21 protein-coding genes are annotated in these 25,745 nt (G+C 62.9%); 7 read left to right on the top strand and 14 right to left on the bottom strand.

Annotated elements, in window-relative coordinates; all coding sequences use genetic code 11:
• The first annotated feature begins 77 nt into the window (after nt 1-77).
• The 5 genes from rbfA to J7573_RS14395 all read left to right on the top strand — a co-directional run bounded on the left by rbfA (nt 78) and on the right by J7573_RS14395 (nt 4,784).
• Nucleotides 78-476: a 30S ribosome-binding factor RbfA gene (rbfA, locus tag J7573_RS14415; protein WP_085677211.1), complete on the top strand. Its 399-nt coding sequence runs from the start codon at nt 78-80 to the stop codon at nt 474-476.
• Between the two features lie 3 nt (nt 477-479).
• Nucleotides 480-1,397 (top strand): tRNA pseudouridine(55) synthase TruB, encoded by a 918-nt coding sequence (gene truB / locus J7573_RS14410; RefSeq protein ID WP_294336022.1) that lies wholly within the window; start codon nt 480-482, stop codon nt 1,395-1,397.
• 149 nt (nt 1,398-1,546) lie between these two features.
• Nucleotides 1,547-1,816 carry a 30S ribosomal protein S15 gene (gene rpsO, locus J7573_RS14405; RefSeq protein WP_003249971.1) on the top strand — a complete coding sequence of 90 codons (270 nt, stop codon included), beginning with the start codon at nt 1,547-1,549 and terminating at the stop codon, nt 1,814-1,816.
• 249 nt (nt 1,817-2,065) lie between these two features.
• The gene (gene pnp / locus J7573_RS14400) at nt 2,066-4,171 is read left to right on the top strand and encodes a polyribonucleotide nucleotidyltransferase (RefSeq protein ID WP_110639653.1); all 2,106 of its coding nucleotides are present in this window, start codon (nt 2,066-2,068) and stop codon (nt 4,169-4,171) included.
• A gap of 262 nt (nt 4,172-4,433) precedes the next feature.
• Complete coding sequence (locus J7573_RS14395; protein ID WP_294335996.1) at nt 4,434-4,784, top strand: BON domain-containing protein; 351 nt, start codon at nt 4,434-4,436, stop codon at nt 4,782-4,784.
• A gap of 79 nt (nt 4,785-4,863) precedes the next feature.
• On the opposite strand, the gene J7573_RS14390 is transcribed toward J7573_RS14395, so the two are convergent.
• The gene (locus J7573_RS14390) at nt 4,864-5,166 is read right to left on the bottom strand and encodes a putative quinol monooxygenase (RefSeq protein ID WP_294335995.1); all 303 of its coding nucleotides are present in this window, start codon (nt 5,164-5,166) and stop codon (nt 4,864-4,866) included.
• Between the two features lie 60 nt (nt 5,167-5,226).
• Here J7573_RS14390 and J7573_RS14385 point away from each other — a divergent pair, with 60 nt between their 5' ends.
• Nucleotides 5,227-5,640: a VOC family protein gene (locus tag J7573_RS14385; RefSeq protein ID WP_110639843.1), complete on the top strand. Its 414-nt coding sequence runs from the start codon at nt 5,227-5,229 to the stop codon at nt 5,638-5,640.
• Nucleotides 5,641-5,743: 103 nt separating this feature from the next.
• On the opposite strand, the gene J7573_RS14380 is transcribed toward J7573_RS14385, so the two are convergent.
• The 13 genes from J7573_RS14380 to dksA all read right to left on the bottom strand — a co-directional run bounded on the left by J7573_RS14380 (nt 5,744) and on the right by dksA (nt 24,361).
• Entirely contained in the window at nt 5,744-8,680 is a 2,937-nt protein-coding gene (locus J7573_RS14380) for a DUF748 domain-containing protein (protein ID WP_294335994.1), read from the bottom strand.
• Nucleotides 8,681-8,759: 79 nt separating this feature from the next.
• Nucleotides 8,760-9,629, bottom strand: a complete 870-nt coding sequence (locus J7573_RS14375) for an oxygenase MpaB family protein (protein ID WP_294335993.1) — start codon at nt 9,627-9,629, stop codon at nt 8,760-8,762.
• Between the two features lie 42 nt (nt 9,630-9,671).
• Entirely contained in the window at nt 9,672-11,606 is a 1,935-nt protein-coding gene (gene acs, locus J7573_RS14370; protein WP_294335992.1) for an acetate--CoA ligase, read from the bottom strand.
• A gap of 110 nt (nt 11,607-11,716) precedes the next feature.
• Nucleotides 11,717-13,381 carry a glucose-6-phosphate isomerase gene (gene pgi / locus J7573_RS14365; protein ID WP_079226483.1) on the bottom strand — a complete coding sequence of 555 codons (1,665 nt, stop codon included), beginning with the start codon at nt 13,379-13,381 and terminating at the stop codon, nt 11,717-11,719.
• A 142-nt stretch (nt 13,382-13,523) separates the two neighbouring features.
• The gene (panC, locus tag J7573_RS14360; RefSeq protein ID WP_294335989.1) at nt 13,524-14,387 is read right to left on the bottom strand and encodes a pantoate--beta-alanine ligase; all 864 of its coding nucleotides are present in this window, start codon (nt 14,385-14,387) and stop codon (nt 13,524-13,526) included.
• Nucleotides 14,384-15,184, bottom strand: coding sequence for a 3-methyl-2-oxobutanoate hydroxymethyltransferase (gene panB / locus J7573_RS14355; protein ID WP_294335988.1), 801 nt, complete (start codon nt 15,182-15,184; stop codon nt 14,384-14,386). Before panB ends, panC begins: the two co-directional genes overlap by 4 nt.
• 262 nt (nt 15,185-15,446) lie before the next feature.
• The gene (gene folK, locus J7573_RS14350; protein WP_294335986.1) at nt 15,447-15,926 is read right to left on the bottom strand and encodes a 2-amino-4-hydroxy-6-hydroxymethyldihydropteridine diphosphokinase; all 480 of its coding nucleotides are present in this window, start codon (nt 15,924-15,926) and stop codon (nt 15,447-15,449) included.
• Nucleotides 15,923-17,314, bottom strand: coding sequence for a polynucleotide adenylyltransferase PcnB (locus tag J7573_RS14345; protein WP_294335984.1), 1,392 nt, complete (start codon nt 17,312-17,314; stop codon nt 15,923-15,925). Before J7573_RS14345 ends, folK begins: the two co-directional genes overlap by 4 nt.
• A gap of 809 nt (nt 17,315-18,123) precedes the next feature.
• Nucleotides 18,124-19,578, bottom strand: coding sequence for a sigma-54 dependent transcriptional regulator (locus J7573_RS14340; protein WP_294335982.1), 1,455 nt, complete (start codon nt 19,576-19,578; stop codon nt 18,124-18,126).
• Nucleotides 19,579-19,582: 4 nt separating this feature from the next.
• Entirely contained in the window at nt 19,583-22,558 is a 2,976-nt protein-coding gene (locus J7573_RS14335) for a sensor histidine kinase (RefSeq protein WP_163985974.1), read from the bottom strand.
• Entirely contained in the window at nt 22,542-22,718 is a 177-nt protein-coding gene (locus tag J7573_RS14330) for a hypothetical protein (protein ID WP_003250005.1), read from the bottom strand. The genes J7573_RS14335 and J7573_RS14330 overlap by 17 nt, the downstream gene beginning before the upstream one ends.
• A 245-nt stretch (nt 22,719-22,963) precedes the next feature.
• The gene (gene gluQRS, locus J7573_RS14325; protein WP_294335916.1) at nt 22,964-23,851 is read right to left on the bottom strand and encodes a tRNA glutamyl-Q(34) synthetase GluQRS; all 888 of its coding nucleotides are present in this window, start codon (nt 23,849-23,851) and stop codon (nt 22,964-22,966) included.
• A gap of 63 nt (nt 23,852-23,914) precedes the next feature.
• Complete coding sequence (gene dksA / locus J7573_RS14320) at nt 23,915-24,361, bottom strand: RNA polymerase-binding protein DksA (RefSeq protein ID WP_103448934.1); 447 nt, start codon at nt 24,359-24,361, stop codon at nt 23,915-23,917.
• A gap of 210 nt (nt 24,362-24,571) precedes the next feature.
• Between dksA and J7573_RS14315 the strand changes: the two genes are divergently transcribed.
• Nucleotides 24,572-25,744 carry a pyridoxal phosphate-dependent aminotransferase gene (locus J7573_RS14315; protein ID WP_294335912.1) on the top strand — a complete coding sequence of 391 codons (1,173 nt, stop codon included), beginning with the start codon at nt 24,572-24,574 and terminating at the stop codon, nt 25,742-25,744.
• Nucleotide 25,745: the final 1 nt, after the last annotated feature.

The following is a 25,745-nucleotide window of genomic DNA, read 5'->3' as shown; positions in this document are numbered from 1 at the left end:
CAGCGCCTCAGTAGGTAGCGCCCGGTCAGGCTTAAGCCTCACCGGGCGTTTGCCGCTTTAAGTTACAGGTAGCAAGAATGGCCAAAGAATACAGCCGTACCCAACGTATCGGTGATCAGATGCAGCGCGAGCTGGCCGAGCTGATCCGCCGTGAAGTCAAGGACCCACGCGTCGGTCTGGTGACCATCACCGCTGTGGATGTCAGCCGCGACCTGGGCCATGCCAAGGTCTTCATCACCGTCATGGGCGAAGAAACGCCAGACGCCGTGCAGCAGTCGCTCAAGGCCCTGAACAGCGCCGCGAGCTTCCTGCGCCTGCACCTGGGCCGCTCGATGCAGCTGCGCAGCGTGCCGCAGTTGCACTTCCACTTCGATGAAAGTGTCAGCCGCGGTGTCCACCTGTCGGCGCTGATCGAGCGTGCAGTGGCCGAAGACCGCCTGCACAAGGATGCCGACGAGCCGGACGCCAAGGAGTAAGCGGTGGCCCAGGTCAAACGTATCCGCCGCAACGTCAGCGGCATCATCCTGCTCGACAAGCCGCTGGGCTTCACCTCCAACGCTGCGCTGCAGAAGGTCCGCTGGCTGCTCAATGCCGAGAAGGCCGGCCACACCGGCAGCCTCGACCCGTTGGCCACCGGCGTGCTGCCGCTGTGCTTCGGTGAGGCGACCAAGTTTTCGCAGTACCTGCTCGATTCCGACAAGGGCTACGAAACGGTCATGCAGATGGGGCAGACTACCACCACCGCGGACGCTGAAGGCGAAGTCCTGCAGACCCGCGAGGTGACCGTTGGTCGCGCCGATATCGAAGCCGTGATCCCGCGTTTTCGCGGTGAAATCCTTCAAGTACCGCCGATGTACTCGGCGCTCAAGCGCGATGGCCAGCCGCTGTATAAACTGGCGCGTGCAGGAGAGGTAGTGGAGCGCGAGGCGCGTTCTGTTACTATTGGCCGCTTGGAGTTGCTCGAGTGCGAAGGCACCCGTGCACGCTTGTCGGTTGGCTGCAGCAAAGGCACCTATATCCGCACCCTGGTGGAGGATATCGGCGAGGCCCTGGGCTGCGGCGCTTATGTCGCCGAGCTGCGCCGGACCCAGGCCGGGCCTTTCGCCCTGGCCCAGACGGTAACCCTCGAGGAACTCGAGCAGGCCCATGCCGAAGGTGGCAACGAAGCGATCGATCGCTTCCTGATGCCGTCCGACAGCGGGCTGCAGGACTGGCCACTGGTGTGCCTGTCCGAGCACAGCGCTTTCTACTGGCTGCATGGCCAGGCAGTGCGTGCTCCGGATGCACCGCAGTTCGGCATGGTCCGCGTACAGGATCACAATGGCCGCTTCATCGGTATCGGTGAAGTGAGCGAAGACGGGCGCATTGCGCCGCGTCGACTGATTCGGTCGGAATGACCGAAACCACCGGCCGAGGCTTTGGCTGAAACCGGTGGACCGAGGGTGGCTGTCAGTAGGCACGGTCACAGCTCATTTTATTAATACAGGGTGTTGTCCCTGGCCTATTGGACCCCGTTTGCGGGATCCGTTTAATTTGGAGAAGCCTCATGGCCCTCAGCGTTGAAGAAAAAGCTCAGATCGTTGCCGAATACCAGCAAGCCGCCGGCGATACCGGTAGCCCGGAAGTGCAGGTTGCTCTGCTGACCGCCAACATCAACAAGCTGCAAGGCCACTTCAAGGCCAACGATAAAGACCACCACTCCCGTCGTGGTCTGATCCGTATGGTCAACCAGCGTCGTAAGCTGCTGGACTACCTGAAGGGCAAAGACACCACTCGTTACAGCGCCCTGATCGGTCGCCTGGGCCTGCGTCGCTAATAGCGGCCTGGTCAGTGGTGTGCATGGCGTGTCGCAGGCTTCGGCTATGCTGCTTTGCAGCATCGCCGTCGGACACGCCACGCGTATCTCCGAGGTTGGCAGCCTGGTTTTGCTGAGCGGTTTACCGCGCAGCAGCCAGGCTCCCAACCTCGTGTTGTATCTGGACGGTCAATGGGGCCGATTCCCCGTTCTGCCCAAGAATTCGCAAGAAACCAGTTCCCCCAGAGCCACTGAAAAAGGTAGGAAACCGTGAACCCGGTAATCAAGAAATTCCAGTTCGGTCAGTCGACCGTTACTCTCGAAACGGGCCGTATCGCCCGTCAGGCAACCGGCGCCGTACTGGTGACCGTCGACAACGACGTCACCGTGCTGGTAACCGTGGTCGGTGCCAAGCAGGCCGATCCAGGCAAGGGTTTCTTCCCACTGTCGGTCCACTACCAGGAAAAGACCTACGCCGCCGGCAAGATCCCGGGTGGCTTCTTCAAGCGTGAAGGCCGTCCTTCCGAGAAAGAGACGCTGACCTCGCGCCTGATCGACCGTCCGATCCGCCCGCTGTTCCCAGAAGGTTTCATGAACGAAGTGCAGGTTGTCTGCACCGTGGTTTCCACCAGCAAGAAGACCGATCCGGACATCGCTGCGATGATCGGTACCTCGGCTGCCCTGGCGATCTCCGGCATTCCGTTCGAAGGCCCGATCGGCGCTGCCCGCGTTGCCTTCCACGAAAGCACCGGCTACCTGCTGAACCCGACCTACGAGCAACTGGCTGCCTCGAGCCTGGACATGGTCGTTGCCGGTACTTCCGATGCCGTGCTGATGGTTGAATCGGAAGCTCAAGAGCTGACCGAAGACCAGATGCTGGGCGCCGTACTGTTCGCCCACGACGAATTCCAGGCTGTCATCCAGGCTGTCAAAGAGCTGGCTGCCGAAGCTGCCAAGCCGACCTGGGACTGGAAACCGGCCGTTGCCAACACCGAACTGTTCAACGCTATCCGCGCCGAGTTCGGCGAAGCTGTTTCGCAGGGCTACACCATCACCGTCAAGGCTGACCGCTATGCACGCCTGGGCGAGCTGCGTGACCAGGCCGTTGCCAAGTTCTCCGGTGAAGAAGGCCAACCTTCGGCTGGCGAAGTCAAAGACATCTTCGGCGAAATCGAATACCGCACCGTTCGCGAAAACATCGTCAACGGCAAGCCACGTATCGACGGCCGCGACACCAAGACCGTACGTCCGCTGAACATCGAAGTCGGTGTGCTGCCGAAGACTCACGGCTCGGCGCTGTTCACCCGTGGCGAAACCCAGGCCCTGGTCGTTGCGACCCTGGGTACTGCGCGCGACGCCCAGCTGCTGGACACCCTCGAAGGCGAGAAGAAAGACCCGTTCATGCTGCACTACAACTTCCCGCCGTTCTCGGTGGGCGAGTGTGGTCGCATGGGTGGTGCCGGCCGCCGCGAAATCGGCCACGGCCGTCTGGCCCGTCGTTCGGTTCAGGCCATGCTGCCAGCTGCTGACGTGTTCCCGTACACCATCCGCGTGGTTTCGGAAATCACCGAATCCAACGGTTCCAGCTCCATGGCTTCGGTCTGCGGTGCTTCCCTGGCACTGATGGACGCTGGTGTACCGATGAAGGCTCCAGTTGCCGGTATCGCCATGGGCCTGGTCAAGGAAGGCGAGAAGTTCGCAGTCCTGACCGACATCCTCGGTGACGAAGACCACCTCGGCGACATGGACTTCAAGGTTGCAGGTACCGCCAAAGGTGTTACCGCGCTGCAGATGGACATCAAGATCAACGGCATCACCGAAGAGATCATGGAAATCGCCCTGGGCCAGGCCCTGGAAGCGCGCCTGAACATCCTCGGCCAGATGAACCAGATCATTGGCGAGTCGCGTACCGAGCTGTCGGCCAACGCCCCGACCATGATCGCGATGAAGATCGACACCGACAAGATCCGTGACGTCATCGGCAAAGGCGGCGCCACCATTCGCGCCATCTGCGAAGAGACCAAGGCTTCGATCGACATCGAAGACGACGGCTCGATCAAGATCTTCGGCGAGACCAAGGAAGCTGCAGACGCTGCCAAGCAGCGCATCCTGGGCATCACCGCCGAGGCCGAGATCGGCAAGATCTACGTCGGCAAGGTCGAGCGCATCGTCGACTTCGGCGCCTTCGTCAACATCCTGCCTGGCAAGGACGGCCTGGTGCACATCTCGATGCTGAGCGACGCTCGCGTAGAGAAGGTGACCGACGTGCTGAAAGAAGGTCAGGAAGTCGAAGTGCTGGTACTGGACGTGGACAACCGCGGCCGTATCAAGCTGTCGATCAAGGACGTCGCCGCGGCCAAGGCCTCGGGCGTCTAAGCGACTGACACGCAACATGAAAAGGGCCCTTCGGGGCCCTTTTTTTATGAGCCTCGGGAACCTTTTGCGGACTTGCATCTTGCATGCAGGTTTTCCGGCCTGATTGCAAAATGCACGACAGCTGTTTACCGATGAATTATCTAAGTAGTTGATTTATAAGGAAACAAGCGAGACGGAAAAGCTGGCACAGCACATGCAACTACACTCTTACCTGTCGCCAGGACTTACGGCGCAGACCTTTCGAAAAACAGGAGTGACCCACATGAAGAAGTTCGCCATTGCTGCCGCTACTGCTACCGCTCTGACCCTGACCATGGCTAACGCGGCGTTCGCCCAACAGTCCACCCAGGCCCCCATGACGATCGCGGCCGGTGAGGTGACCAAAGCCAAGGAAGCGACCTCGGACACCTGGATCACTACCAAGGTGAAATCGGACCTCATGACCGAGAAGGGCATTCCAGGCACCGACATCAAGGTCGAGACCAACAAAGGCGTTGTCTCCCTGTCCTCGACCACTGCCATTACTGAAGCGCAGAAAAAAATGGCGGTTGATATCACCAAGAAAATCAAAGGCGTCAAGGCCGTTTCTGCTGATGGCCTCAAAGCCGAATAAGGAATGTCCCGTCGGCCAAACGGACTTGGCCACCTTCACCGAAAAGCCCCGGCCTGCGCCGGGGCTTTCTCATGGGCGCTCAATACACCGGATTACGGGCAATCACATCGCTCTCGAAGCATTCCTGCTCGACGATCAGCGGCTCGACCAGCGGGCGGCTGTCGCGGAAATGGGCGGTCTGGGTGTGTGCTTCGTACGCATCATCGTCGCGATAGATCTCGTACAGGTAGATGACGTCCGGGTCGATCCGGTCCTGGGAGACGTCGAACACCAGGCAGCCTGGCTCGGTGGCGACGGAGGCAGCGGCATTGACCTTGATGGCGGTGAGAAAGTCCTCGGCGCAACCGGGTTTGACGCGGGTCTTGATAAACAGGCTATACACAGGGCGGTCCTTTTGTTTTAAATTCTATTCTGAATTGTATACAAAAATGGAGTCGCGCCAATGTCCGAATTACCTGTTCGTCCCGGTCGCCTGAATGGTCTGCGCCACATCGCCCTGCTGGTGCCCAACCTGGAGGAGTGCGAGCGTTTCTATGTCGATGTCATGGGCATGGAGGTGCTGAACCGGGCCAACGAAGACCTGGTTTATCTGACCTGTGGTAACGACAACCTGTCGCTTGGGCGTGGGGCAGGGGCGGCCAATGGGCTGCAGACCCTGGACCATTATGGGTTCATCGTGGATAGCGTCGAGGAGCTGGAGGCCTGGTACCAGTACTTCAAGGCGCGTGGGGTGACCTTGCTCGACCGGCCGTTCAACCATGGTGACGGGGCGCGCAGTTTCCACTTGCTGGACCCGGCGGGGAACAAGGTGCAGCCGCTGTATCACCCGTCGGTGTCAGGGCAGCGGCTGGTGTAAGCCTGTACCGGCCCCTTCGCGTCTGAAGCCGCTCCCACAGATACCACACAAGGCCTTGTGGGAGCGGCTTCAGCCGCGAAAGGGCCAGGCCTGAGGACGGAGATCACTCGGCATCCAGGTGCATCGGCGTAATCACCCGCCCATCACTCTCGGCCTGCCCCAGGTTGGTATCGATGAAGTACACCCGGTCATCCTCGAGCTTGCCCTTGTCGACCAGATAGTCCTTGATGCTGCTGGCCCGCTCCTGGCCAAGGGTTCGCAGCAATGCAGTGCTTTCGGCCCAGGACTTGATCACCGCCTCGCGCAGCTTGGCGGTGCGCTCGTCACGGCTCAACTGCTCCCATTCGGCCGGTGGCTGCTGCTTCAGGCGGGTGCGGTAGATGCCTTCGAGCATCGCCGGCTTGTCGCTGTCATCGACCAGCAGCATCGAGGCGTTGGCCGGTACCTTGTCGCCACGGCGCTGCAGGATCTTGTACCAGGTCGCCTGGTATTCGCGCTCCAGGCGCTGCTGGGCGATCAACGGGCCATCGCTGCTCTGGGCACTGGTCCCTTCGATCTCAAGGCGCAGCTCCGGGCGCTCCTTGAGGGCTGACGCGAGCTTGTCCAGTGTTGACTGCGCGTCGCCACTGAGTTCACTGGAGCCTGGGGCAAATGCCACCGTACCGAGGTCTTCCGAGCCGCCACCGGAAATCAGCCCACCGATGAACTTGAACGGTGCCTGAGCCGCACGTAGCACCAGGTTGCGCAGGGTCTGCCAGACGATTGGCATGACGCTGAATTGCGGGTTGTTCAGGTCGCCTGAAACCGGCAGTTCGATGGAGATCCGCCCTTCGGTGTCCTTGAGCAGGGCAATCGCCAGGCGGATCGGCAGGTCCACCGCATCCGGGCTATCGACCTTTTCACCCAGCTGCAGCTGCTCGACCACCACCTTGTTTTCGGCCTTGAGCTGGCCGTTGGTGATCAGGTAATGCAGGTCGAGGTTCAACCGCCCCTTGCGGATGCGGAAACCGGCGAACTTGCCGGAGTAGGGCGTCAAGGTGGTCAGTTCGACGCGCTTGAAGCTGGTGGCGATATCCAGGCTGGCCAGCGGGTTGAATGGGTTGAGTGCACCCTTGATGGTGACCGGGGCATAACGGTCGACCTTGCCTTTGACGTCGACCTTGGCCGGTGCCGGCTTGCGGTTGTCGATGGTGCCGATCTGGCCATTGAGCTGCTGGATGGCAGTGGCGAAGTTCGGCGTCAGGGTCAGGTCGGCGAAGTTGGCCGAGCCATCGTTGATGTCGATCTGGCCGATGTGGATGCCCAAGGGCTTGCTGGCCGCGGCGCTGGCTGGCTTGGCCGGGCTGCGGGCCGGCGCGCCGGCCGGTTGTGGGATGAGCAGGTCGTCGACGCTGGTGGTGCGGTCTTCGTTGATGATGAAGCGCGCGTAGGGCTGCAGCAGGGTCACCTTGTCGATCGACAGGGCATCACCGTGCACATACGACAGGCCATCGACGTTGACTTGCTGCCATTTGACAAAGTCTCGGCCCTTGATGGTGTCCAGGGTGTGCAGCTGGTTCACCTGCGCCTTGCCGGCAACGCTGAAGGCCAGCGGCTCGGTGCTCTTTAGGTCGACCTTGAGGTCGCTGGCGAGCATGCCGCTGCGTAGCTCGAGGCGAATGAACGGGCTGATGTAGGCCTGGGCGACCCGCAGGTCGATGTCACGGGTGCTGACATCGAGCTTGGCCGTGACCGGCGCCAGGTTCACTTCACCGGCCGCCTGCAGCTTGCCTTGTTTACCCACGCCGGTGTCGAGCTTGAGGGTAAAAGGCGACTGGTTGAGGCTGTCGAAACCTTGCATGTCGAGGTTCAACGGGCCTACATCCAGTGCCACCGGCTCCTTCTGACTGCGGTCGGCGAGGTGCACCTGATAGTTGCGCAGTTGTACGTCCTTGAGCAGTACCTGCCAGGGCTTGCTCGGCGTTTTCGCGGCTTTTTCTTCTGCGCTTGGTTCAGCAGCAGCCGGCTCGGCCTTTTCCTTCGGCGTAGCCTTGGCCGGCTGGCTGGCGAACAGCTTCTGCCAGTCGAGTTGGCCGTCCTTTTCCAGGGCTGCCCAGGTTTCCAGTTGTTCGCTGCGAACCTTGCCGACGGTGACCAGCTGCTTTGCCAGGTCGATGGACGTCTCGCTCACCTCCAGATTGGCCAGGCGCACCAACTGCCGGCCATCCGGTGCCTTGATGGCGAACGGCGCGACCTTGACCATGGTGTTGTCCAGCAACAGCTCGGTTTCCTTGGACAGGTTGAGCTTGTAGTGGGTGTCGAGGTTGAACACGCCGTCTTCGAGCACAAGGGGCACGGCATCACGTACATAGGGCCAGAACAGCTTCATCTTGCCGTCGGTGACTTTCAGCGTGCCTTGCGAGGCGATCGGCGCCAGGCTGAGAGTGCCGTTCCAGTCGACCCGCCCGCCGTTGGGGCCGATCGCCACCAGGGTCATGTCGGCGTTGTCGTCCGGCAGGGTGCTGAGGTTCTTCAGCTCCAGGTTCATGTCGTCGTAGACGAACTCGATCGGCTCGCTCGGGCGCTGATCCTGAAAATGCAGGTAGCCGCCGCTGAGCTTGATACTGTCGATACGCAGCGGGAACGGGCCGCTGGGGGGCGCCTCCGGCTTGGGTTCGCTGGCCGGCAACTTGAACAGTTGGGTCAGGTTGAGCGTGCCGTCCTTGGCGAACAGCACCTCGTTGCGTGGCTTGTCGAGCTCGATCGCCTGCAGGTGCAGGGCACGTTTCCACAGGCTGTCGAGTGCCAGGTTGGCGTACAGCCGTTCGAAGCCGACCTGCTCCTTGCCGGGCTCGCCGAGTTGCAGGCCCCACACTGTCAGCTCGAGGCTGAAGGGATTGAGCTCGATGCGTTGCAGGTGCGCCGGCACGGTGGCGTATTGCGCCAACTGCTGGTTGGCGATACGCAAGGCGACACCAGGGAGAATGAGGAAGCCGAGGAGGCTGTAGAGGGCCACGAGAGCCAACAGGGCGCCGAGGGCGCGAGTCAATCCTTTGTACATGTGTCGCTTCGTCTGTCTAAGCAGGAGTGCTTGGAGTATGGCACGTTAAATCGGTTCCGCTGAGGCGAGCATTTACCCGTCACTCGATGCCCATGCGTCGCCTGGCCCGATGCGCCGAACCGTCACGCATGGCCCAGCGCAGGATCGGTGCTGTGCGGCGCAGGCCAAGACGGATCATGCGCCGTTGCAGCGGCCCTTGCTGCAGGCCGAGCATGGCCTGGGCCCAGTCTGGCAGCAGGTCGATGCCTGCATGCAGCATCAGCTTGCCGACCGGTTCGGCAAGGCGGCTCGGGGCGGGGGCTTCGAGCAGGATCCTGACCACTTCCAGGCTATGCGCGCTGCATTGCAGTTGTGGGCGCATCTGCTGCAGATAGTCTTCGATCTGCCGGCAGGAGCGGGGGACATTGCGCGCCCCAAGGCGTTCGGCGATCAGGGCGATTTCTGCGTAATAGGCATCCTGGTCGGCGCGTGACAGGTGCGGGTCACGGTAGCGCAGGTGGGCGGCGAGAAAGCTGCTGACTTCGGCCACATGCACCCAGGTCAGCAGGTCTGGGTCGCTGGCGGCATACGGGCGGCCGTCGGGTGCGGTACCGGTCACCTGCAGGTGAATGGTGCGCACCTTGTCGATCAACCACTCGGCGTCACGGGTGGAGCCGAACGTGGTGCCGGAGATGAACTGGCTGGTGCGACGCAGGCGGCCGAGCAGGTCTTCGCGGAAATTGGAGTGGTCCCACACCCCGGCCAGGGCCAGCGGGTGCAGCAGCTGCAGCATCAGGGCGCTGATTCCGCCGACCAACATGCTCGGGAAGTCGCCATGCACCCGCCAGCTGATGCTGTGCGGGCCAAACAGGCCGGGGTCGCCCTTGGGGGATTCGAGGTCGAGCTGGCCGAGGGCCAGCCCGGTGAGGCTCATGACCTGGGTTTCGATGCGTCGGCGTAGGGCTTCCATGGCGTCCTGTGCTTCAGGACGGCCATGGGACGTGGCCGCCCGCTATTGATTGAGGCGTTTGTCGATCAGGCCCTGAACCACGCTGGGGTCGGCCAGGGTCGAAGTGTCGCCGAGGTTGTCCAGTTCGTTGCAGGCGATTTTGCGCAGTATACGCCGCATGATCTTGCCCGAGCGCGTCTTGGGCAAGGCCGGTGCCCACTGAATCAACTCTGGCTTGGCAAAGCTGCCGATCTCTTTGCTGACCAGTGCCAGCAACTCGGCCTTGAGCGTGTCATCCGGGGTGATGCCATTCATGGGGGTAACGAAGGCATACACGCCCTGGCCCTTGAGATCGTGCGGGTAGCCGACCACGGCCGCCTCGGCGACGCTGTCGTGCAGCACCAGTGCGCTTTCTACCTCGGCAGTACCGATGCGGTGGCCGGAGACATTGATCACATCATCGATGCGCCCGGTGATCCAGTAGTCGCCGTCGGCATCGCGGCGGGCACCGTCACCGGTGAAGTAGTAACCGGGCATGGGTTTGAAGTAAGTGTCGACCATGCGCTGGTGGTCGCCGTAGACGCTGCGGATCTGCCCGGGCCAACTGGCCTTGATCACCAGCAGGCCGGCGCCGGGGCCTTCGATCAGTTGGCCTTTTTCGTCCAGCAGCGCCGGTTGCACGCCGAACATCGGCTGGGTGGCGCAGCCGGGCTTGAGCCTTTGGGCCCCTGGCAGTGGCGTGAGCATGATGCCGCCGGTCTCGGTCTGCCACCAGGTGTCGACGATGGGGCAACGCTTCTGCCCGACGGCTTCGAAGTACCATTCCCAGGCTTCCGGGTTGATCGGCTCGCCCACGCTGCCGAGCAGGCGCAGGCTCTTGCGCGAGGTGCTCTGCAGTGGTGCTGCACCTTCACGCATCAATGCACGCAGAGCAGTGGGCGCGGTGTAGAAGATGTTCACCTGGTGTTTGTCCACCACCTGCCAGAAGCGCGAGGTATCGGGGTAGTTGGGTACACCTTCGAACATCAGTGAAATCGCGCCGTTGGCCAGTGGCCCGTAGACGATATAACTGTGGCCGGTGACCCAGCCGACGTCGGCCGTGCACCAGAACACCTCGCCGTCGCGGTAGTCGAACACCACCTTGAAGGTCATCGTCGCCTGCAGCAGATAGCCAGCGGTGGTGTGCAGTACACCCTTGGGCTTGCCGGTACTGCCGGAGGTATACAGGATGAACAGCGGGGCTTCGGCGTCCATCGGTTCGGGCGGGCAGTCGTCGCCGGCCTTTTCGGTCACTTCGTGATACCAGAGGTCGCGGCCCTCGTTCCACGCGACATCGCCGCCGGTCCGGCGCACCACGAACACGCTGCTGACTGCGGGGCAGTTGGCCAGGGCCTTGTCGACGTTCTGCTTGAGCGGGATGCGCTTGCCGCCGCGCACGCCTTCATCGGCGGTGATCACGGTGCGGCAGTCGGCATCGAGAATGCGGTCACGCAGGGCATCCGGGGAGAAACCGCCGAACACCACCGAGTGGATGGCACCGATCCGCGTGCAGGCGAGCATGGCGTAGGCGGCTTCGGGAATCATCGGCATGTAGATGCACACCCGGTCGCCTTTGTGCACGCCGCGTGCTTTCAGGGCATTGGCCAGGCGGCAAACCTGACGGTGCAGCTCGCGGTAGCTGACGGCCTTGGAATCCTTGGGGTCGTCGCCTTCCCACAGCAGGGCGGTCTGCTCGCCGCGCTGGGCCAGGTGACGATCAATGCAGTTGTAGCTGACGTTCAGCTGCGCGCCGTCGAACCAGCAGGCCTTGCCGGTCTTCAGGTCGCATTGCTGCACGCTCGACCAGGGCTTGATCCAGTCCAGGCGTTTGGCCTGATCGGCCCAGAAGGTGTCGGGGTCATCGACCGACTGGCGGTAGAGGCGCTGGTAGTCGTCGGGGGAGAGGCTGGCGGACTGGCTGACGGCCAGGGCCTGGGGATACTGCTTGATATCGAACATGGCGGGTGGTCCTGCTCTTGTCGGAGGGACGGCAACGGCTATTCGATGGACAGTGTAGCTGGAGGGGGCGTTCAACCTGTGCCGACCACAAGGTCGGCACAGGTTGGCGGTCAACCGCGGTGACGGCCGCGGAAGTAGTTGATCAGGCCTTGGGTGGAGCCATCTTCGGCGCTGTCTTCGAGGCTTCCCACAAGACGCTGGTAGACACCTTTGCCCAGCTCCTTGCCCAGTTCCACGCCCCACTGGTCGAAGGCGTTGATGCCCCAGATCACGCTCTGCACGAACACCTTGTGTTCGTACATCGCCACCAGAGCGCCCAGGCGACGCGGGCTGATGCGCTCGACCACCAGGGTGTTGCTCGGGCGGTTGCCCGGGATCACCTTGTGCGGCGCGAGCTTTTCGATATCCGCTTCGTTCAGGCCCTTCTGGCGCAGTTCGGCCTCGGCTTCTTCACGGGTCTTGCCGAGCATCAGCGCCTGGCTCTGCGACAGGCAGTTGGCGTACAGCCACTGATGGTGGTCGGCCACCGGGTTGAAGCTGACCACCGGCACGATGAAGTCGGCCGGGATCAGCTGGGTGCCCTGGTGCAGCAACTGGTGGTAGGCATGCTGGCCGTTGCAGCCGACGCCGCCCCAGATCACCGGGCCGGTATCGGTCTTGACCGGGGTGCCATCCTGCAGCACGCTCTTGCCGTTGGACTCCATGTCCAGCTGTTGCAGGTGCTTGGTGATGTTGCGCAGGTAATGGTCGTACGGCAGGATCGCGTGGCTGTTGGCGCCCCAGAAGTTGCCATACCAGACGCCCAGCAGGGCCAGCAGCACTGGCATGTTCTTGTCGAACGGCGCGGTCTGGAAGTGCTGGTCCATGGTGTAGGCACCCGACAGCAGCTCCTTGAAGTTGGCGGTGCCGATGGCCAGGGCAATCGGCAGGCCGATGGCCGACCACAGCGAGTAGCGCCCGCCTACCCAGTCCCACATCGGGAAGATGTTCTCTTCGCGAATACCGAAGGCCACGGCGGCGGCCTTGTTGCTGGACACCGCGATGAAGTGGCGATACAGCTCGGCTTCCGAGCCGCCCTGAGCCAGGTACCAGGTGCGCGCGGCCATGGCGTTCTTCAGGGTCTCGAGGGTGTTGAACGACTTCGACGAGACGATGAACAGCGTGGTTTCGGCGCGCAGGTTCGCCGACAGTTCATGGAACTCGCTGCCGTCGATATTGGCCAGATAATGGCAACGCACGCCACGCTGGGCGTAAGGCAGCAAGGCTTCGGAGACCAGCTCGGGGCCGAGGAACGAGCCACCGATGCCGATGTTGACCACATCGGTGATCGGCTTTTCGCTGTAGCCACGCCACAGGCCGTCATGAATACGACCGACCAGCTCGGTGATCTGGTTGAGTACCTTGTGCACTTCCGGCATCACATTGACGCCGTTGACGCTGAGCTTGTCGCCTACCGGGCGGCGCAATGCGGTGTGCAGTACCGGGCGACCTTCCGAGGCGTTGATGATCTCGCCGCTGAACATCGACTTGATCGCATCCTGCAGGCCGACTTGTTCGGCCAGGTCCACCAGCAGGTTGCGGCTTTCGTCGGTGATCAGGTTTTTCGAGTAGTCGAGGAACAGGCCGCAGCAGCTCAGGGAGAACTGATCGAAGCGTTTGGCATCGGCGGCGAAGGCTTCGCGCATGCTGAAGCCTTGCATGGCGTCGCGGTGTTTCTGCAGGGCCTGCCAGGCAGGCAGGGCCGTCACATCGTGGGGTGTACGGTAATACGCCATTGCGCGGAATTCCTTGATGCGTGGTGAGCCTTGGACAGGGCAGTGATTGCCGGGTTCAGACTGGCCATCATTATAGGCAAAGGCCGCGCGCAGGGAATGGGTATGGCGGGGGATTTTGGGGGGCGCACAGCCCCCCAGGCGGTTAGGCGGTCTTCTCGTCCAGATGCAGATAAAGGTTATCGATCAGACGCGTGTTACCCAGGTAAGCCGCTACCAGTACCACCAGGTCCCGGTCGCCGAACGATGCCGGGCGCAGGTTAACTGCATGACGCACTTCCAGGTAATCCGGGCGCAGCCCGGCAGCCACCAGCTGTGCCTTGCCGTCTTCGATCAGGGCGGCGAAATCGACCTGGCCGCGCTCGATGGCGTTACCGATCTGCTTCAGCGTGCGATAAACCACCGGCGCGGTGGCCCGCTGCTCCGGCGTCAGGTAACCGTTGCGCGACGACAGCGCCAGGCCATCTTCGGCCCGCACGGTCGGCTCACCGATGATCTGGATCGGCATGTTCAGGTCGCGCACCATGGCGCGGATCACCGCCAGTTGCTGGTAGTCCTTTTCGCCAAACACGGCCAGATCCGGCTGGACCATGTTGAACAGCTTGCTGACCACGGTCGCCACGCCTTCGAAATGTCCGGGGCGGCTGGCACCGCACAGGCCTTCGGACAGGTTGGGTACGCTGACGCGGGTTTGCACGCTCATGCCGTCGGGGTACATCTCTTCCACGGTGGGCGCGAACAGCAGGTTGCAACCGGCCTGCAGCAGGCGCTCCTGATCGGCGGCGAGGGTGCGCGGGTATTTGTCGAGGTCTTCGTTGGCACCGAACTGCAGTGGGTTGACGAAGATGCTGGCGACCACGAAATCGGCACGTTGGGCAGCCTTGGTCACCAGCGCGGCGTGGCCGCTGTGCAGGTTGCCCATGGTTGGCACGAAGCCGATGCGCTTGCCTTCGCCGCGTGCACGGGCGACGGCGGCACGCAGTTCGCGGACGGTCTTGACTGTGTTCATGCGCTGAATCCGTGTTCGGCAGCGGGGAAGGTAACGTCCTTGACGGCCTTGACGTAGGCAGTGAGGGCGCTCTGGATATCGGGCTGGCCTTCCATGAAGTTCTTCACGAACTTCGGTACCCGGCCGCTCAGTGACAGGCCGAGCATGTCGTGCAGGACCAGTACCTGGCCATCGGTGGCGCTACCGGCACCAATGCCGATCACCGGAATGCTCACCGCCTGGGTGATTTCCGCGGCCAGTTCACTCGGTACGCATTCGAGCAGCAGCATCGCCGCGCCGGCTTGCTCCAGGGCAATGGCGTCGGCGCGCATTTGCCGCGCTTGCGCTTCCTGGCGGCCCTGGACCTTGTAACCGCCCAGCACGTTGACGGTCTGCGGGGTCAGGCCCATATGCGCACACACCGGTACGCCGCGTTCGGCCAGCAGGCGGATGGTTTCGGCCAGCCAGGCGGCGCCTTCGAGCTTGATCATGTGGGCGCCGGCCTGCATCAGCGTGGCGCAGTTGGCAAAGGCCTGCTCGGGGGTGGCGTGGGCCATGAACGGCAGGTCGGCGAGGATCAGCGCACCGTCGTTGCCGCGTTTGACGCAGGCAGTGTGGTAGGCCATCTCGGCAGTGGTGACGGGCAGCGTGCTGTCATGGCCCTGCAGGACCATGCCCAGGGAGTCGCCCACCAGCAACACGTCGACGCCGGCCTGGCTGCAGGCCTTGGCGAAGGTCGCATCGTAGCAGGTCAGCATGGTGATCTTTTCACCCTTGGCCTTGAGGCCATGCAGGGTGGTCAGGGTTACTTCAGGCATGTAGGAAAATCCTCGTTCAGGCGCTGTGAAAAACGACTGCATACAACGCGTGTAGTCATCTTCCGGAGCGGCACATCATCGCGCGTGATGTTCGGGCACAGGTCCGTCCGGGCCTAAATACGGGTGTGCGGCACTTTGCTGCCACACGGGACGCCTATAGTCGTGAGCGAGGTGGGGGAAGTCAATCACCCTGTTACCGCAATGTTACTAACAGGGTGTTACTGGCGTTACCGTGTTCTGAATAATGTCTCAAACGCCCGGTTTACAGGCGTTCCAGACCGACGAACGGGCACGCTTCGAGCAACTGGGTGAGGGCGCGGCCATCGGCCAGGCGGAAGTCGTCCGCCACCAGTTCGGCCAACGGGTACAGCACGAAAGGGCGCGCATGCATGTGGTAGTGCGGCACCTGCAGGCGTGGCACGTCGATCACCTGGTCACCGAACAGCAGGATATCCAGGTCGAGGGTGCGCGGGCCCCAACGCTCCTGGCGCACACGGCCCTGGTCGTTCTCGATGGCCTGCAGCGCGTCGAGCAGGTCCAGCGGTGCCAGGGCGGTGTCGAGTGCAGCTACCGCGTTGGTGTAACGCGGTTGGCCGGGCAGCAGCGAGTCGCTGGTGTACAGCGCCGATGCGCCCGCCAGGCGGCTGTCGGCAATCTGGTCGAGCGCCTGCAGGGCGCTGCGCAGTTGTTCTGCGGGGGCGTCCAGATTGCTGCCGAGGCCGATAAAGGCGCGCGTGGTCACTCGAACGCCTCGTCACCGCCGCTGCGCTTGCGCTTGCTGCCACTGCGCTTGCGTTTGCGCGGGCCGGCACCGGTGCCTTCGTCACGGTTGCCGAGCTCGCGGATCATCTCGCGGCGCTCGCTGTCGTTGGCATCCTGGTAGTCGGTCCACCACTGGCCGAGGTCGTCGGTTTCCTCGCCAGCGCTTTCGCGCAGCAGCAGGAAGTCGTAACCGGCACGGAAGCGTGGGTTGTCGAGCAGTGCGTCGGCACGCTTGCCACTGCGGCGCGGCAGGCGTTCCTGCATGTCCCAGATCTCGCGGATCGGCAGGGTGAAGCGCTTCGGAATGGCGATGCGCGCGCACTGTTCGGCAATCAGGTCGTGGGCCGCACCGTTCATGGCCGGAATCGGCGGCACGCCTTGGCTCTGCAGGTGCAGGACACGGCCTGGCAGGGCTGGCCAGAGCAGGGCGGCGAACAGGAAGGCCGGGGTGACCGGCTTGCCTTGCTTGACGCGCAGGTCGGTGTTGTTCAGCGCCTGGCTGATCAGGGTATGGGTGTAGGTCGGGCGCTCGTCCAGGGCATGGGCACTGGCCGGGAACAGCGGCTCGAACAGCTCCAGGTCGACCAGCATTTCGAAGGCGATGGCACCCTGGCCGGAGAGGAACAGCTTGAGGCATTCCTCGAACAGGCGTGCTGGCGGGATCTCGCGCAGCAGCGGGGCCAGTTTGCGGATCGGCTGGAAGGTGTGCTTCTCGATGCCGAAGTCGAGCTTGGCGGCGAAACGCACGGCACGCAGCATGCGCACCGGGTCTTCCTGGTAGCGGTGGGTCGGGTCGCCGATCAGGCGCAACAGGCGGTTGCGGATGTCGTGCACGCCGTTGGCGTAGTCGAGGATGCGCTCGCTGACCGGATCGTAGTACAGGGCATTGATGGTGAAGTCGCGGCGTTGCGCGTCTTCTTCCAAGGTGCCGTACACGTTGTCACGCAGGATGCGACCGCTGGCGTTGTGCGACGAACGGTGGCTGTCGCCCTGATCGTCTTCCGAGTGGGGCGCGCGGAAGGTGGCGACTTCGATGATCTCACGGCCGAAATGCACGTGGACCAGCTTGAAGCGCCGACCAATGATGCGCGCGTTGCGGAACTCGGCACGGACCTGCTCGGGCGTGGCGCTGGTGGCGACGTCGAAGTCCTTGGGCGTGATGCCCAGCATCAGGTCGCGGACGCAGCCACCGACCAGGTATGCCTGGTAGCCCGCACTCTGCAGGCGCTCGACGATGTTCACCGCGTGGCGGCTGAACTGGTGGCGCTGCAGCGAGTGTTGGCTCTTGTTGATCACCTCAGGCGTGGTGCGCCGGTGGTGCTGGCCCGGTACGGGTGGGCGGAACGACTGGAACAGCTTCTTCAGCATGGGATGCACTGTTTGAAGGAATGTTCGGCCAAGAATAGGAGAATGGCCGCATGATGGGCGGGGATTCTAGCATTTACTCGGGGAATGGTGTAGGCGGTAGCAGGAGACCCTGCTGAAGGGGAGAAACGACAAGGGGAGCCTAAGCTCCCCAAGAAGTCGTTGCGTGCTCTTATTGTTTTTTTACTGGGCTTCTTGTTTTTGTTGAGTGCCCTGTCCACAAATCTCGAAGCTTGTGGACGACCCCCAATCCAGGGGTAAAGAGCAAACGGATTGCTTTGGCCGCTGATGTCACGTTGATCCTTCGATCCAACCAGTTCAGGCGCTGCTTTTAAGTGCAGTTTTTGTTGTTCTCTGCCTGGTCGTGGGGCAAGCCCCAAACACGCATCCTCTCCAAAAGAATCAGTTAGCTGCGCCTCCGCCGTCTTGTTTTTATTGTGCGTGAGCCGTTTCGTCTTGTTCTTATTCTGAGTTGCTGTGCTTGTTATTGTTCTTGTACCAGACATATAGCAGGTGCCGTGCCAACTTTTCGAAACCCAGTAAAATCAAGGGGTTGAGGTGGTTTGGCGGATTTCGACAGGCCGAAAATGTAGATTTTTCGTTACCGTACACCTCGGGAACTGTTACGTCGGAAAGGTTGGGTAACAGATTTGTGCGGGAACTGGTGTGTTACCGGGGTGTGCGCATTGGCTTTGCCGGCCCATTCGCGGGCAAGCCCGCTCCCACAGGATCACGCAGTGTCAGAGACTGTGTAAATCCTGTGGGAGCGGGCTTGCCCGCGAAGAGGCCGGTAAGGCCAAGGGAGATCTGAATCAGTTGTCGCTGGTCGCGTTGCTCTTGCGCCGCGGGATGCCCAGGCGCTGGCGCCGTTCCCACAGGCACTTGCGGCTGACACCGAGCTTGCGTGCGAGCTCGGTCTCGGTCATGTGGTCCTGGTGCTCGAGTACGAAGTGCTGGAAGTAGTCTTCCAGCGACAGGTCCTCGGTCGGCTCATGGCTGGCACTGTTGACACTGGCGCTGGCCGCGACCAGGGCATTGTCGAGGATGTCATCCTCTTCAAGGTCGCTCAGCTCGATGTCGATGCCCAGCATGTCGGCGGAAATTTCCGCGCTCTCGCTGAGGATCACCGCGCGCTCCACGGCGTTTTCCAGTTCGCGCACGTTACCCGGCCAGCTGTAATGACGAATGGCTTGCTCGGCCTCGGCCGAGAAGTGCAGGTCGTCACGGCCGATGCGTGCGCTCTGGCGGGCGAGGAAGGCGTTGGCGATCTCGTTGACGTCACTGCCGCGCTCGCGCAGGGCCGGCAACTTCAGGGCGATCACGTGCAGGCGGTAATAAAGGTCTTCGCGGAACTGCCCGGCCTTGGCCAGGTTCTTCAGGTCGCGGTGGGTCGCGGCGATCAGGCGCACGTCGACTTTCTGCGACTGTACCGAGCCGACCCGGCGAATCTCGCCTTCCTGCAGCACGCGCAGCAGGCGCGCCTGGGCTTCGAGCGGCAGTTCACCGATTTCGTCGAGGAAAAGGGTGCCACCGTCGGCGGCTTCCACCAGGCCGGCACGGCCGGCGCTGGCGCCAGTGAATGCACCCTTCTCGTGGCCGAACAGTTCCGATTCGATCAGGGTTTCAGGAATGGCCGCGCAGTTCACCGAAATCATCGGCGCCTTGGCACGACGCGAAAGATTGTGCAGCGCGCGGGCGACCAGCTCTTTACCGGTGCCCGACTCACCCTGAATGAGCACGTTGGAGTCGGTGGGCGCAACCTTGCGGATCTTGCTGTACATGTCCTGCATAGGCGGGCACGAACCGATGATGCCGATCTCGCCATTGGCGGCGGCACCCTTGTCGGCTGGCGCGGCCTTGCCATTGGCCCGCGGCTCGGCGGCCGGGGCTGAGGCCGGCGCGGCTGCCGGGGCGTTCTGGCGGTCGCGCAAGATGCGCGCCACGGCCTGGAGCATTTCATCGTGGTCGAAGGGCTTGGCGATGTAGTCCACCGCGCCCATCTTCATCGAGTCCACCGCCGAGCGCAGGCTGGCATAGCTGGTCATGATCAGCACCGGGGTGCCCTGGCCAAGCTTGATCAGCTCGGTGCCCGGGGCGCCCGGCAGGCGCAGGTCGCTGACGATCAGGTCGAAGGTGGCAATGCTGAAGCGTTCCTGGGCTTCCTGCACCGAGCCGGCTTCGCTGACCTGGTACTGGTTCCGTTCGAGCAGCCGACGCAGGGCCGAGCGGATGATGGTTTCGTCTTCGACGATCAGAATGTGCGGCATTGATTCAATTCTCTCGACGGTCTCGAATTTCAGGGGACGTCGCTACGACATGCCGGGGCAGGGTCACGCGGATCCGGGTGCCACGTTGCCGTTCGATGTCGGCCGGGCTGTCGATGGTGATTTGCCCATAATGCTCTTCCACGATGGAATAGACCAGAGCGAGCCCCAGTCCGGTTCCTTCGCCCGGGTCCTTGGTGGTGAAGAATGGCTCGAACAGGCGGTCCATGATGTTCTTCGGGATCCCGCTGCCTTCGTCCTCGACGATCAGGTCGACGGTGTGCTCGCTGACTTCGCTGCGCACACGCACGGCACTGCCGGGCGGTGAGGCATCGCGGGCGTTGGAGAGCAGGTTGATCAGCACCTGGGCGAGGCGCTGCGGATCCCCCTCGGCCCAATGGTCCGGGTCGCAGAGGTTGAAGAACTGTACTTCGAAGTTGCGCCGGTTCAATGCCAGCAGGCCGATGGCGTCTTGCGCCACCTCGGCCAGGCACACCGGTTCTTCGCTGTTCTGATGACTACCACCGGCGTGGGCGAAGCTCATCAGCGACTGGACGATGCGCGACACGCGCTTGGTCTGTTCGAGGATCTGGCTGGACAACTCGATGATTTCCCCGTCGCCCTCGCGCTCCTCGCGCAGGTTCTGCGCCAGGCAGGCGATGCCGGTGATCGGGTTGCCGATTTCGTGGGCCACGCCGGCAGCCAGGCGGCCAATGCTGGCCAGGCGCTCGGAATGCACCAGCTTGTCTTCCAGTGCCTGGGTTTCGGTAAGGTCCTCCACCAGCAGCACCAGGCCGCTGTTACCCGGCGCCAGGGGCTCGTCGATGGCCGCCTTGTGCAGGTTCAGCCAGCGCGGCTGGCCGTCCAGCGCCAGGCGCTGCTTGTGCAGGTGTTCGTCGGGCACGTTGATGAAGCCCTGCAGCAGGCCGCGCCAGGGTTCGCTGATGGTTACCAGGCGCGAGCCGACCACGTGCTTGGCGGCGATGCCGGTCAGCTCTTCCATGGCCTTGTTCCACATCAGGATTTCCTGGTCCTTGGCCAGCGAGCAGACGCCCATGGGCAGCTCTTGCAGGGTCTGGCGGTGGTAGCGGCGCAGGGCATCGAGTTCGGCGGCCAGGCCGGTAAGGCGCGAGTGGTAGTCTTCCAGGCGGCTTTCGATGAAGTGGATGTCCTCGGTGACGTAGTTCTCGTTTCCGGACTTGTACGGCAGGAAGGTCTCGACCATGTCCTGGGCCACACTCGGCCCCATCAGGCCGGAGAGGTTGGCCTCGATACGGTCACGCAGGCGGCGCAAGGCATAGGGGCGGCGCTCGTCGAACGGTAGGTAGAGGTCACGAAGGGCCTGTTCGACCTCCTTCTGCGCCGCCTTGGCGCCCAGCGGTTTGGCCAGCTGGGTGGCGAATTCCTGCGGCGAGGCGGCATGCAGCTCGCGGCGTTGTGGCCGGCGCACGTTGTCCACGGCGCAGGCTTCGGCGGCGCTGACTTCTTCGCTGCTGGCATTGGTGAACAGCGAAATCAGCGTGAACAGCAGAACGTTGGCCGCCAGCGAGGCAATGGCCGCCATGTGCCAGCTGGTGTCGTCGAGCACATAGATCATGTCCAGCAGCGGGATATAGAAGCCCTGCAGGTTGCCGAGCAGCGGCAGCAGCATCGTCACCATCCACACCAGGGTCCCGGCCAGCAAGCCGGCGATGAAGCCGCGACGGTTGGCGGTCGGCCAGTACAGCACCGACAACACACCAGGCAGGAACTGCAAGGTAGCGACGAAGGCGACGATACCCAGGTTGGCCAGGCTCTGGTGGTTGTTCTGGGTCAGGTAGAAGACAAATCCGGCAGTGATGATGGCGACGATCAGCGCCCGGCGGGTCCATTTCAGCCAGCGGTAGATATTGCCCTCGGCCGGTGGCTGGTACAGCGGCAGCACCAAGTGGTTGAGGGCCATGCCCGACAAGGCAAGCGTAGTGACGATGATCAGCCCACTGGCGGATGCAAGACCGCCAACGTATGCGAGCAGTGTAAGTGCCTGGTTGTTGGCGGCGATCCCCAGGCCCAGGGTGAAGTACTCGGGGTTGGTGCTGGCGCCCAGGCGCAGGCCGGCCCACAGTACCAGTGGCACGGCCAGGCTCATCAGCAGCAGGAACAGCGGCAGGCCCCAGCTGGCGCTGACCAGCGCGCGTGGGTTGAGGTTCTCGGTGAAGGCCATGTGGTACATGTGCGGCATGACGATGGCCGAGGCGAAGAACACCAGCAACAGGGTGCGCCAAGGGCCTTCCTGCAGCGGCGTATGCAGCGCCGCCAGGGCGGTCTGGTTCTGCAGCAGCCATACCTCCAGCTCATGCGGGCCACCGAACACGCCATAGAGCGCATACAGGCCGATGCCACCCAGGGCCAGCAGCTTGATCACCGATTCGAAGGCGATGGCGAACACCAGGCCTTCGTGTTTTTCACGGGTGGCGATGTGTCGAGAGCCGAAGAAGATGGTGAACAGGATGATCAGCGTACAGAAGGCAAAGGCCACCCGGGCCTTGACCGGCTCGCCGGTGAGGATGCTGATCGAGTCGGCCACCGCCTGGATCTGCAGGGCCAGCAAGGGCAGCACGCCGATCAGCATGATGATCGTGGTCAGCGCGCCGGCCCAGGTACTGCGAAAGCGGAACGCCAGCAGGTCGGCCAGCGACGACAACTGGTAGGTGCGGGTGATCTTGAGGATCGGATACAGCAGCACCGGTGCCAGCAGGAACGCACCAGACACCCCCAGGTAACAGGCTAGGAAACCGTAACCGTATTGGTAGGCCAGGCCCACCGAGCCATAGAAGGCCCAGGCGCTGGCGTAGACGCCCAGCGACAGGGTGTAGGTCAGCGGATGGCGAATGATGGAGCGCGGGATCAGCCCACGCTCACTGATCCAGGCCACGCCGAACAGCACCATGAGGTACGCGGCACTGATCAGGATCATCTGGGTCAGGCTAAAGCTCATCGGCATCTCGTTGGCTCTGCAGGATGAAGGTGACGACGATCAGGATCAGCCAGAGCAGGTAGGGGCGGTACCAGGCACCGGTCGGTTCGATCCACCAGTCCATGATGGCCGGGGAGAACAGGTAGATCCCCACGACCAGAAGCAGGACCAAACGATAGATGTACATGCTGGCCTCGATGGTTGGGCGCTGCGGGCTTGGACTTATTATTGGCGCAAATGGCTGGGGGGATGCTAGCGGGAATCCATAGGGTTCGCCAAGGGGTTGAATTTGTTGGGCTTTTGATTTCGGGAGAAGGGTTGCCTGTGGCGGCCTCTTCGCGGGTGAACCCGCTCCCACAGGAACTCCACAGTTTTTGAGGGCTGCACCGTACCTGTGGGAGCGGGTTTACCCGCGAAGGGGCCATCAACGCTTCAGTGCAAATCAGCCTCTGGCACCGTGGCCTGCCGTGCAATCGCTTCCGGCCGCCACTGTTTGCGCGCCACCGCCAGCACTTCAGCCGGCGTCGCCAGCAGCAACTCTGGGTCTGCTTCCTGGCCCAGCGCCCGCAACGCCCGCAACAACAGCGGCGTCGCATGCTCCGCCAGCAATGGCGGCGAGCGGTACGACTTGCCCAACTTGTGCCCGTCCGGCTGCACGATCAGTGGAATATGCAGGTAACGCGGCTGCGAAAAGCCCAGCAACTCCTGCAGGTAGAGCTGGCGCGGGGTGTTGTCGAGCAGGTCTGCGCCACGCACGATGTCGGTGACGCCCTGCCAGGCATCGTCCAGCACCACCGCCAGTTGATAGGCATACAGCCCATCACGCCGCTGAATGACGAAGTCGCCCACCTCACGGCCCAGGTGCTGCTGGAACTCGCCCTGCACCCGGTCGGTAAAGCGGTAGATCAGTTCTGGCACCCGCAGCCGGATCGCCGCGCCTTCACGGGCATGCCCGGCGTTACGGCAAAAGCCTGGGTAAATGCCGTTGTGCCCTTCCAGCTGCTTGCGTGAGCACGTACAGGCGTAGGCCAGGCCCATGCTGAACAGGCGGTCGACCACGGCGGCATAGGCTTCGTGGCGCTGGCTCTGAAAAACCACCTCGCCATCCCATTCCAGGCCGTAGCGCTCAAGGGTCTGCAAGATCGCGTCGCGGGCCCCTGGCATTTCCCGGGGCGGATCGGTGTCTTCCATGCGCAACAGCCAGCGGCCGTCTACTGCGCGGGCGTCGAGCCAGGAGGCGAGGGCGGCGACCAGCGAGCCGAAGTGCAGGAAACCGCTGGGAGTGGGGGCGAAGCGTCCGATGTAGCGGGAGTCTTTCATGGCGTTGCCGGGCATATAAATGAAACGGGGCGCAAGATGCGCCCCGTTCGGATGGAAGAAGGGTCAGCCTTTGCCGACGGTCTTTTCCTTTTTCTCCGAGATTTCCTTGCAGTCGAAGCACAGGTCGGCGGTCGGGCGGGCTTCCAGACGGCGCAGACCAATCTCGATACCGCAGGAGTCGCACCAGCCGTAATCCTGGTCCTGGATCTTCTGCAGGGTCTTGTCGATCTTCTTGATCAGCTTGCGCTCGCGGTCGCGGTTGCGCAGCTCCAGTGCGAATTCTTCTTCCTGGCTGGCACGGTCGGCCGGGTCGGGGAAGTTGGCTGCTTCGTCCTTCATGTGGTCCACGGTACGGTCCACACTGACCATCAGCTCGCCTTTCCAGGCATTGAGGAGTTTGGTGAAGTGCTTGCGCATGGGCTCGCCCATGTACTCTTCGCCCTTGGTCTCTTTATAGGGCTCGACACCGTACATGGTCTGACCGGTTTTTTGCTTTTCTACGGTGGACATGAATAGACCGCCTCTCACTCATCTGATCCAATGCGCAGGATGCTCCATCTCCGGCACCCGCCGGCCCTGCGACTGCGAGCCGCCGAACTTACCAGATAGATCGGGGGTGCGCTACCCCGCCCGACCCTAGCAGTTGACAGCGGTACGAGCCTCACGTTCGCTGCCATGCAGAGGTAGAATCAACAGTTTAGACCCAATTGAGAGAAGGTCATGGCCCACCCCTACAGTGCGCGCAGTCGCGCCATCGAACCCTTCCACGTCATGGCGTTGCTGGCGCGGGCCAACGAGCTGCAAGCGGCCGGCCATGACGTGATCCACCTGGAAATCGGCGAGCCGGACTTCACCACCGCCGCACCGATCGTCGCTGCCGGCCAGGCCGCACTGGCCGCCGGGCATACCCGCTACACAGCTGCCCGCGGGCTGCCAGCGCTGCGCGAGGCCATTGCCGGTTTCTATGACCAGCGTTACGGCTTGCAGATCGACCCTGAGCGGATTCTCGTCACACCGGGCGGCTCCGGGGCGCTGCTGCTGGCCAGCAGCCTGTTGGTCGACCCCGGCAAACACTGGCTGCTGGCCGACCCAGGTTACCCGTGCAACCGCCACTTCCTGCGCCTGGTCGAGGGCGGCGCGCAGCTGGTGCCGGTGGGGCCGGAGGTCAACTACCAACTGACCGCCGATCTGGTCGAGCGCTACTGGGACAAGGACAGCGTTGGCGCCCTGGTCGCCTCGCCAGCCAACCCGACGGGCACCGTGCTGGGCCGCGACGAGCTGGCCAGCCTGTCCAAGGCCACCCGTGAACACCATGGCCACCTGGTGGTGGACGAGATCTACCACGGCCTGACCTACGGCATGGACGCACCGAGTGTGCTGGAAGTGGATGACTCGGCGTTCGTCCTTAATAGTTTTTCCAAGTATTTCGGCATGACCGGCTGGCGGCTCGGCTGGCTGGTGGCGCCACCCAATGCCGTGGCCGACCTGGAGAAGCTGGCGCAGAACCTCTACATCAGTGCGCCGAGCATGGCCCAGCACGCGGCGCTGGCCTGTTTCCAGCCAGAGACCCTGGCGATTTTCGAAGAGCGCCGTGCCGAATTCGCCCGTCGCCGCGACTATCTGCTGCCGGCCCTGCGCGAACTGGGCTTCCGCATCGCCGTCGAGCCGCAGGGGGCATTCTACCTGTATGCCGACATCAGCGCGTTCGGTGGCGATGCCTTTGCCTTCTGTCAGCATTTCCTCGAAACCGAGCACCTGGCCTTCACCCCTGGCCTGGACTTCGGCCGCCACCTGGCCGGCCACCATGTGCGGTTTGCCTACACCCAGAGCCTGCCGCGCCTTGAGCAGGCGGTCGAGCGCATCGCTCGCGGGCTGAAAAGCTGGCAGGGGTAAA

The sequence above is a fragment of the Pseudomonas sp. genome (assembly GCF_017744435.1).
Classification (GTDB): Bacteria; Pseudomonadota; Gammaproteobacteria; order Pseudomonadales; family Pseudomonadaceae; genus Aquipseudomonas.
Note: the sequence above shows the minus strand (reverse complement) of the source record. Positions and strands in the feature narration are given on the sequence as shown.